The sequence below is a fragment of the Nocardia carnea genome, from assembly GCF_029868855.1.
Taxonomy (GTDB): Bacteria; Actinomycetota; Actinomycetes; order Mycobacteriales; family Mycobacteriaceae; genus Nocardia; species Nocardia carnea_A.
Genome location: NZ_JARWOV010000268.1, coordinates 1 through 9,148 on the forward strand (window position 1 = coordinate 1; position 9,148 = coordinate 9,148).

Here is a 9,148-nt window from a genome sequence, read left to right on the forward strand (position 1 = left end):
CCCCCCCCCCCCCCCCCCCCCCCCCCCCCCCCCCCCGGGCCCCCCGCCCCGGCCCCCCCGCACGCCAGTACCTCGACCGGGCGGGGCATATCGTGCACACATTCGAACGCGAACGCGATATCGAACGCGCCCGCCGGCAGCTCCGCCGCATCCCCCGCCGTGAACTCCACCCGATCCGCGCCCCCCGCCCCCGCGGGCGTAGGCCCCCCCCGGCCCCCCCGCCGGCGCGCGGGTGGCCCCCCCCCCCCCCCCCCCCGCCCCCCCCCCCCCGCGGCGGCCCCCCCCCCGTCCCCGCGCCCCCCCGCCCCGTCCCCCGCCCCCCCCCCCCCGACCCGGTACAACCGGTCGTCGGCCAGTGCGGGCGCCATGATCTGCAGCCCCACCGGCATCCCGTCGTCGCGGCTGAGGCCGGACGGCACCGACATCGCCGGATGCCCGGCCAGGTTGGTCGGCAGCGTGCACAGGTCCGACAGGTACATGGCCAGCGGATCGTCGACCTTCTCGCCGAGCTTCCACGGGGTGAACGGGCTGGTCGGCGAGATCAGCACGTCGACCTGTTCGTAGGCCTTCTCGAAATCGCGCGCGATCAGGGTCCGCACCTTGAGCGCCTGCCCGTAGTAGGCGTCGTAATACCCGGCCGAGAGCGCGTAGGTGCCGATCATGATGCGCCGCTTCACCTCGGGCCCGAACCCGGCGGCCCGGGTGGCGGCCATGACCTGCTCGGCGCTGTGGTTACCGTCGTCGTCGACGCGCAGGCCGTACCGCATGGCATCGAACCGGGCCAGGTTGGAGGAGACCTCGCTGGGCAGGATCAGATAGTAGGACGCCAGCGCGTATTCGAAGTGCGGGCAGGACACCTCCACCACTTCCGCGCCGAGGTCCTTCAGCACGCCCACCGCGGCGTCGAAGGAGGCCAGCACGCCCTGCTGGTAGCTGTCGGAATGCAACTCCTTGACCACGCCGATCTTCACGCCGCGCAGATCTCCGCCCGCACCCCGGCGCGCGGCCTCGACCACCGGTGGGACCGGCACATCACGGGAGGTCGAATCGCGCGGATCGTGTCCGGCGATCACTTCGTGCAGCAGCGCGGTGTCCAGCACGGTCCGCGCGCAGGGGCCGCCCTGGTCCAGCGAGGACGCACACGCGACCAGGCCGTACCGCGACACGGTTCCGTAGGTGGGCTTGGTGCCCACGGTCGCGGTGACCGCGGCAGGCTGCCGGATCGATCCGCCGGTATCGGTACCGATCGCCAACGGCGCCTGATACGAGGCCAGCGCCGCCGCCGAACCGCCACCCGAGCCGCCGGGGATACGCCCGGTGTCCCACGGATTCTTGGTGGGCCCGTAGGCGGAGTTCTCGGTGGAGGAACCCATCGCGAACTCGTCCATATTGGTTTTCCCGAGAATCGGGATACCGGCGGCACGCAGCCGGGAGGTCAGCGTGGCGTCGTAGGGCGCCACCCAGCCCTCGAGGATCTTCGACGCGCAGGTGGTGGGCATATCGGTCGTGGTGAACACGTCCTTGAGCGCCAACGGCACCCCGGCCAGCGGCGAGGCCGGCGCTTTCCCGTCGGCGAGGGCCGTATCGACCTCGGCCGCGGCCGCCAGCGCCTGCTCACCGGCGATATGCAGGAACGCGTGATATTCGCCGTCGACTTCGGCGATCCGGTCCAGATGCGCCCGGGTGACCTCCACCGAGGACACCTCCCGGCCGTGGATCTTGGCGGCGAGCTCGGCCGCACCCAGCTGGGTCAGGTCGCTCATGCTCCGTCGATTGCGAATGGACGAGGGCCCTGCGTGGTTACGCTGCGCTGCCTCCTCCGGGCCTGACTCGCTCATTCGCCCTCCCCGAGGATCTGCGGAACCAGGAACCGCTGGTCTTCGCTGGCGGGCGCACCGGAGAGGGCCTGCTCGGGGCTGAGCCCGGGACGTACCTCGTCGGGGCGGGTCACGTTCGTCACCGGATCAGGTGAAGGCGTGGCCGGGACATCGGCGGCGGCCACCTCGGAGATGGTCGCCACATGGCTGAGGATCGAATCCAGCTGTCCGGCGAACTGATCGAGTTCGGCCTCGGACAGGGCGAGCCTGGACAGCCGGGCGAGGTGTGCGACCTCGTCGCGGGAGATGGCGGTCACCGCGAACCCCTTTCGGCGTGTAGTTCGGATACGGATCACAAGCAACGAACAGCCTAATGGTGCGGGCTTCCGGCGTCGGCCGCGAGGCCACAGCAGCACCTCCGGCCACCCGATTCACAGCATCCGCTACCGTTACGCGGCGGTCAGCGCGCACAATTCGAGTCGATAACCGCCCGAAATGGGTGTAAGGATGGGCAGACCGGGTATTCGTTCAGAGCCTCGGCCGCAGAAGGAAAGGGAAACGCACGTGTCATATCTGCTCCGCGTGCAACTTCCGGATCGTCCGGGAAGCCTCGGGTCTCTGGCGGTGGCACTCGGCACCGTCGGTGCCGATATCCTCTCGCTGGACGTGGTCGAACGGGGCGCCGGATTCGCCGTCGACGATCTGGTGGTCGAGATCGCCCCGAACGCGCTTCCCGATACGCTCATCACCGCCGCGGAATCGCTCGGTGATGTGCGAGTCGATTCGATCCGGCCCTATTCCGGTGTCCTCGACACCCACCGCGAACTCGAACTCATCGACAATGTGGCCAACGCCCGCGACGACCGATTACAGGTGCTGGTCGACGGTATCCCGCGGGTGCTACGGGTGGGCTGGAGCACGGTGCTCGATATCGGCCCGCAAGGTGCTTACCGGCTGGTCGGCAGCCAGAGCGCGCCGCAGACGCAGGCGGCCTCGGTGCCGTGGATGCCGCTGCAGAAACCCCTCGCTCTCGACGCCGACGCGGACTGGGTGCCCGAGATCTGGCGCGATATGGATACCAAGATGGCCGCCGCGCCGCTGGGCCCCTCCAGCAAGGCGCTGCTGCTCGGCCGTCCCGGTGGACCCGATTTCCGGCCTTCCGAGGTGGCGCGTCTCGGATATCTCGCCGGAATCGTGGCAACAGTTCTGGGCTGAGACTCCCGGAATCCCGTGTCGGGTCGCCTCTGAGACCTGATGCACAGAACCACGACCTGCGCGACCGGCCGGGAGCTACTTCCCGGGTTCGACGATCTGCCACCGATCCGGTTTACCCGGCGGGTAGGCGACGGTGAGCGTATCGCCGATGGCCGGCCAGTACGCCGCATCCCAGACCAGCCGCCCGTACACCACTTTCCCGGATTCGGAAGGGCCGGAAAGGTTTCCGGTGAGGGTCACGAACTGCTCACCCATCGCCTCGGGTCGCGGGCTCACCCCGGTGAGATACAGCGACCCGATCTCGGCGTCCTGCGGCAACGCGGTTCCCCGCCGCCCCCGGAACACCAGGACCAGCATCCCGACCAGTGCGGCCACCATCACTGCCAGCATCGCCAGTTCGAACACATCCCCATGGTAGGCGTACCTGTGGACGGACCGGCCCATGCACGCCGACACACCACCGCCGCGCAGGCAGCCCGAGCCGCTTCTCGGCGTCGGTGCGCCCGCCGAAGCGGTCCGGGACGAGTCCGCCGGGAACCGATCCCGTCGTCTTCGCCGCCCTGCATATACGGCGACCCATGAGGTGGGGCCGTTCGTACCGATCGCTCCGAACGGCACAGAGCCCGGTGAATGCGACCGGCACAGGGCCTCCGGCCGGTGACCGGGGACAGCACCGGTTCGATCGTGGCCGGCTCGTCCCCGACCTCACAGAATCGAACTCTCGGCCCGGCCGTGCGCACCGCTGCTCGGGTAACCCCGCATGGATGGGTCGTGCGCGTCCATCGACGGCCGCCTGTCCGGAGCATGAGCAGCTGCCCGGGCTCTCCCATCCGGGCGGCGGAATGTCGCCGCCGAACCCGGTGCACTGGAGAAAGATCGGTCGTTCACGACGGGAAAGCCCTATTTGTGCGAGACCGCTGTAACCGGCGCATCAGCCCGCCGCTACGGGGTATCCGGGGAGTACCGATGTGGAAGGAAACGATCGAAATGCCGGACTCATCGATTCGAGCAGGTGCCATGGGTAGCCGAGTTGTCAGTATTGTCATCCTCATCTGGTTCGTTGCGGGGCTGGTCGCCGCCGGGCAGCGCGGTTATTTCAACGAACCGCCGGCCCAGTGCTCCCACGCCGCGACCCTGGCGGTGACGGTCCTCGCCGGACCGCTGAACTACTTGGGCATGAACCCCAAGATGGGTTGCACACTCCCGCAGCCGAGCAACTGATCCGGACCGGCGGGCACCGGCTGCTCAGGACATCGTGAGGGTGCTCGTACCGGCTTCGGACCGGCGGACGGTCCAGACGCCGGTACGGGTCCGCGCCGAACGGCCGTTACCCCGGTCGACGAGGGCACGGTTGCCGGTGGTGTACACCAATTGCGCGCCGCGGGAGTTGGTTTCCGGGTTCTGGAACAGTTGGATCAGCCGATCGGCCTCTTCGACGGTCAGTTGCGCGCCGATATCGTCGACGACGAGCACCTTTCCCGCGTCCAATGCGTCGAGCAGGACCGGTAGCAACCGCAGCAGCGCCACGGTTGCCGAGGATTCCTCGGCCAGCGTGAACACCGGCTCGACACCGGTGTGCACCAGCCGCAACCCGACCCCACGCCGCGCGACCATCCGCGTGTACAGCGCATCGCGGGCATTGCGCATGTTGGTCAGTTCGCGGGCCAGCTGTGCCGCGGTGAGGCCGGTGTCCTGTTCCAGTTGTGCCGCGTATGCCGCCGAGACCGCCGCGCGATCGGTCTGCTCACCCAGCGCCGCGATATCGGCATCGAGATCGCGCAGGAAGTCGGCGTAACCCGGATCGTTCTGCGCGATCAGCAGATCGGTGATACCGAGATCGGCGGTCTGCAGCAGGGTCAGCAGCCGGGCGGCGTTCTCGGCGGACCGGGACAGATGCGAGCCCACCCGCAACTCGACCGAATCGGTATCGCCGGTGCCCCGCAGTACCTCGAGCATCGTCTCGAACCAGCGATAGGCGGGCACCAGCGCCTCGGCGTACATCTGCCCGGCCAGGCTCAACAGCAGCGCGTTCGGCCGCACCAGCGGTATCAGTGCGGTGATCCCGAACCGCGCGGCCTCGAACATGGGCCCGACCCGTACCGCCTCGCCCTCCCGTTCGAACACGATCCGCTTACGTGACCGCGGATGACTGTAGAGCCATTCGGCCGCCACATCCGCGGCGTCGAGCCGGAACCCGTAGGTGTAGGGCGTCTCCTCGGCGATGAACACCGCCTCGAATTCGGAGGGCTGCCCGGTGTGCCCGAGGTGCGGCGCACGCTCCGGCCCGGCGTAGGGGTCCCAGCCGGTCACCGAACGCAGCACCGCATCGCGCATATGCCCCAGCGCGTCGACCAGGTTCGATTTACCGGCCGCCGGCCCGCCGTGTACCGCGGTGACCGGCACCGCCACCGGCGCGCTGCCGCGGGTCAACCGCAATTCCTGTAGGTCGGCCAGCGATTTGTGGTTGGACACCCGAAAACTGCGCAGCATCCCGCCATCCTGCCGTGCCGGGCCACCGGACCGCAGCACCGGGACCGCGCCCGTGTCGTGCCGCGGACCCCCGCCCGTGTGACCCGGCCGCTACTCCTGCGGCGGATCTGCTTCCACGCCGGATTCACCGGCCGGGCGCACCGCCTCCGGACCGGCTTCGAGCAGCGTGCGGAAACCGTCCTCGTCGAGGATCGGGACACCGAGTTCCTCGGCCTTGGCGGCCTTGGTGCCGGGGGAATCCCCGATCACCACGAAAGCGGTTTTCTTCGAGACCGATCCGGCGGCCTTACCACCGCGCTGGAGGATCGCCTCCTTCGCGCCGTCGCGGGAATATCCCTGTAGCGACCCGGTGACCACGATCGACAAGCCCTCGAGATTGCGCGGGATCGACTCGTCGCGCTCGTCGGCCATCCGGACCCCGGCGGCACGCCATTTGTCCACGATCGCGCGATGCCAATCCACGGTGAACCATTCCGCTACCGCGGTGGCGATCGTGGGCCCGACGCCCTCGGCTCCCGACAGCTCTTCCAGCGAAGCCTGCTCGATCCGTTCGAGGGTGCCGAATTCGGCGGCCAGGGCCCGCGCCGCCGTCGGCCCGACGTGGCGGATGGACAGGCCGACCAGTACCCGCCACAGCGGGACGTCCTTGGCCGCGGCGAGATTGTCGAGCAGGCGGCGGCCGTTGGCCGAGAGGCTGCCGTTCTTGTTGACGAACAGCGAGACGTTCTGCAATCGGCCGGCATCGAGATCGAACAGATCGCCCTCGTCGGTGATCGCACCGGAATTCAGCAGCGCGACCGCCGCCTCGTAGCCGAGCGCCTCGATATCGAAGGCGCCGCGGCCGGCCACATGGAACACCCGCTCCCGCAGCTGGGCCGGGCAGGCGCGCTGGTTGGGGCAGCGGATATCGGCGTCGCCCGCTTTTTCGTAGGCCAGTTCGGTGCCGCATTCCGGGCAGTGGGTCGGCATCACGAATTCGCGTTCGTCGCCGGTGCGGGCGTCCACCACCGGACCCAGCACTTCCGGGATCACATCGCCGGCCTTGCGAATCGTGACGGTATCGCCGATCAGTACACCCTTGCGCACCACCTCGGCGGCATTGTGCAGGGTCGCCATCGCGACCGTGGATCCGGCGATGACCACCGGTTCCATCACCGCGAACGGGGTGACCCGCCCGGTGCGCCCGACGTTCACCGCGATATCGCGCAGCTTCGTGGTGGCTTCCTCGGGCGGATACTTGTAGGCGATGGCCCAGCGTGGCGCCCGCGAGGTGGAACCGAGCCGGCGCTGCAGCAGCAACTCGTCGACCTTCACCACCAGGCCGTCGATCTCGTGCTCGATATCGTGGCGGTGCTCGGCCCAGTAGGCGATCCGATCCAGCACCGCATCGACCCCGCCGACCAGCTCGGTATGCGCCGACACCGGCAGCCCCCAGCCCGCCAGTGCCCGGTAGGCCTCGTGCTGGGACCGCGGAGTGAACCCCTCGGTACGCCCGAGCCCGTGGCAGATCATCCGCAACCGCCGCCGTGCGGTGACCGCCGGATCCTTCTGCCGCAGCGAACCGGCCGCGGTGTTACGCGGATTCGCGTACGGCGGTTTACCCTCCGCCACGATCGCGGCATTGAGCGTTTCGAAATCCTCGAGCCGGAAGTACACCTCACCGCGCACCTCGAGCAGTTCGGGCACCGGAAATTCGGCAGTGGCGGTCAGTTCGCCGGGGATGTCCTCGATCGTTCGCGCGTTGAGGGTCACGTCCTCACCGGTGCGCCCGTCGCCGCGGGTGGCGCCGCGCTCCAGCTTGCCGTGGCGATACACCAGGTTCAACGCCACCCCGTCGATCTTCACCTCGCACAGATAGTGCAGGCCGGGGCCGGTTTCCTCCTCGACCCGCGCGGCCCATGCCCGCATATCGGCCTCGGAGAAGGCATTGTCCAAGGAGAGCATCCGCTCGAGATGATCCACCGGGGTGAAATCGGTGGCGAACCCGCCGCCCACCAGCTGGGTGGGTGAATCCGGGGTGCGCAGATCGGGATACTGCTCCTCCAGCGCCAGCAACTGCTGGAACAGCTGGTCGAATTCGCCGTCGGAGATGATCGGCGCATCCCGGACGTAGTAGCGGAACTGGTGTTCGCGCACCGTATCGGCGAGCTCCTGCCAACGCGCGCGCTCCGCCCCGGCGGCCGGTGCGGGCGCGGCCTCGCCGCGGGCGGTATCCCGTTCGGTGGGGGTTCCGGTCTCACTCACATCTCGCAGATTAGTGCAGCCCACCGACACTTCGGGTCACCATAAGCGCACGTCGCCGCCGCTTCCCGGGCGAATCCGGTTATTGCGGGACCAGCGATTCCGGGTCCTGCTCGAAGGCTTTCGCGGTATCCGAGGCCAGTCGCAGTGCGTCCCGGGCCCAGCTCTGCGAGGCGCCGCCGAGTCCGCAGGCCGGGCTCACCGCCACCTGACGTGCCAGGGTCGCGCGAGAGAATCCGAGCCGGTCCATCAGGCGCGCGCCCGGTTCGGCGATATCCCGCCACGACGCCGGGGCGCCGGGGGCGCTGGTCGGTACCAGGCCGAGCACCAGGCGTCTGCCCGCGTCCAGCGCCTGGCCCACCGCGTCCAGGCCCGCGGTCCCGGAGAGGGTCGCGAGATCGAATCCGAGCGCGTCGGCCGCGGATCGGCGCAGGAAATCCAGCGGCGGCCGGTTCGCGCAGGTGTGTACCAGGGTGGGTACCCGCTGCGGGGTCAGTACCGCGTCGAGGATCGCCGCTGCTTCCGGTTCGGGTACGGCGCGGACCGTGTTCAGCACACTGGCCCCGCTCAGCGAACCGGAGAGCACCTCGGCTGCCAGCGGTTCGTCCAGTTGCAGGACGACGTCCGTTTCGAGCCGGTGGGCGATCTCGGCGATATGCGCGGCCAACCCTTCGGCGAGCGAATCCGCCAGATCCCGCACGGCTCCGCGATCGGTGAGGACCCGATGGCCGCCCGGCAGTTCCACCTGCGCGGCCAGCGTCAGCGGACCTGCCGCCTGCACCTTCACCGGCCGGCCCGACCCGCGCAGCCCGGCGTTCTCCCAGGCTTCCTGCAGGGCGTCCAGATCGGTGCGCAATAGATCGTGTGCCCGGCGCGAGACCCCACCCGGCCGTGGGGCCAGCCGGTAGCCGCGCGGGGTGGTATCGAAACGCATATCCACCAGCAGGGCCGATACCCGTCCGACGGTGTCCGCGCCCACGCCCCGCGCGGGCAGTTCCACCAGGTGTGGCAGTCCGGGCAGCTCGCCGACGATCACCGCGGCGGCCTCGCGCGGGTCGGTCCCCGGCCACGATCCGACCCCGGTGGCCACCCCGGCCGGGAATTCGGCCTGGTTCATCGGGACGCGCCGGCGGGTGCCGTACGCGCGGTGGCGGCGATGGTTCCGCTACCGAGGACCACGTCACCGGCGGCATCCGGCCGGTACAGCACGGCGGCCTGGCCGCGCGCCACACCGCTGAGTGGTTCGTGCAACTGCACCCGTAGCCCGTCGGGCCCCCCGTCCCCGGGGGGGGGGGGGCCAGCGGGGTGGCGGGGGGGGGGGGCCGGGGGGGGGGCGGCCCGGGGGCGGGGGGCCCCCCCCGCCGGGGGGGGGTGGGAGACGGGCG

General features: G+C 69.8%; 8 protein-coding genes and 1 pseudogene. 2 read left to right on the forward strand and 7 right to left on the reverse strand.

Annotated elements, in window-relative coordinates; genetic code table 11:
• Positions 1 to 326 precede the first annotated feature (326 nt).
• Positions 327 to 1,763: pseudogene (gatA, locus tag QH195_RS27900) on the reverse strand (Asp-tRNA(Asn)/Glu-tRNA(Gln) amidotransferase subunit GatA); the annotation flags it as partial.
• A 71-nt stretch (positions 1,764 to 1,834) separates the two neighbouring features.
• Positions 1,835 to 2,134 (reverse strand): Asp-tRNA(Asn)/Glu-tRNA(Gln) amidotransferase subunit GatC, encoded by a 300-nt coding sequence (gene gatC, locus QH195_RS27905; protein WP_062979818.1) that lies wholly within the window; start codon positions 2,132 to 2,134, stop codon positions 1,835 to 1,837.
• A gap of 247 nt (positions 2,135 to 2,381) precedes the next feature.
• On the opposite strand from gatC, the gene QH195_RS27910 reads away from it, so the two are divergent.
• A complete protein-coding gene (locus tag QH195_RS27910; RefSeq protein WP_033241261.1) occupies positions 2,382 to 3,032 on the forward strand; it encodes an amino acid-binding protein in 651 nt (216 codons plus the stop codon).
• A 75-nt stretch (positions 3,033 to 3,107) separates the two neighbouring features.
• Here QH195_RS27910 and QH195_RS27915 read toward each other — a convergent pair whose 3' ends face one another.
• A complete protein-coding gene (locus QH195_RS27915) occupies positions 3,108 to 3,437 on the reverse strand; it encodes a hypothetical protein (protein ID WP_280437587.1) in 330 nt (109 codons plus the stop codon).
• Positions 3,438 to 4,049: 612 nt separating this feature from the next.
• On the opposite strand from QH195_RS27915, the gene QH195_RS27920 reads away from it, so the two are divergent.
• Positions 4,050 to 4,253 carry a hypothetical protein gene (locus QH195_RS27920; protein ID WP_280426014.1) on the forward strand — a complete coding sequence of 68 codons (204 nt, stop codon included), beginning with the start codon at positions 4,050 to 4,052 and terminating at the stop codon, positions 4,251 to 4,253.
• Positions 4,254 to 4,277: 24 nt separating this feature from the next.
• On the opposite strand, the gene QH195_RS27925 is transcribed toward QH195_RS27920, so the two are convergent.
• The 4 genes from QH195_RS27925 to QH195_RS27940 form a co-directional block, all read right to left on the reverse strand.
• On the reverse strand, positions 4,278 to 5,522 hold the full coding sequence (locus QH195_RS27925; RefSeq protein WP_280437588.1) for an AAA family ATPase: 1,245 nt from the start codon (positions 5,520 to 5,522) through the stop codon (positions 4,278 to 4,280).
• A 90-nt stretch (positions 5,523 to 5,612) separates the two neighbouring features.
• Positions 5,613 to 7,766, reverse strand: coding sequence for an NAD-dependent DNA ligase LigA (ligA, locus tag QH195_RS27930; RefSeq protein WP_280437589.1), 2,154 nt, complete (start codon positions 7,764 to 7,766; stop codon positions 5,613 to 5,615).
• Between the two features lie 79 nt (positions 7,767 to 7,845).
• Complete coding sequence (locus QH195_RS27935) at positions 7,846 to 8,880, reverse strand: methionine synthase (RefSeq protein WP_280437590.1); 1,035 nt, start codon at positions 8,878 to 8,880, stop codon at positions 7,846 to 7,848.
• Positions 8,877 to 9,148, reverse strand: a 272-nt coding sequence (locus QH195_RS27940) for an aminomethyltransferase beta-barrel domain-containing protein (RefSeq protein ID WP_348537361.1), incomplete at its 5' end; no start/stop codon positions are given. The genes QH195_RS27940 and QH195_RS27935, both read right to left, overlap by 4 nt.

What these genes read in the sequence shown, in the direction of transcription:
- QH195_RS27920 (WP_280426014.1), top strand. Translation starts at nt 4,050, where the DNA reads ATGGGTAGCCGAGTTGTCAGTATTGTCATCCTCATCTGGTTCGTTGCG.
- QH195_RS27925 (WP_280437588.1), bottom strand. Translation starts at nt 5,522, where the DNA reads ATGCTGCGCAGTTTTCGGGTGTCCAACCACAAATCGCTGGCCGACCTA.
- QH195_RS27935 (WP_280437590.1), bottom strand. Translation starts at nt 8,880, where the DNA reads ATGAACCAGGCCGAATTCCCGGCCGGGGTGGCCACCGGGGTCGGATCG.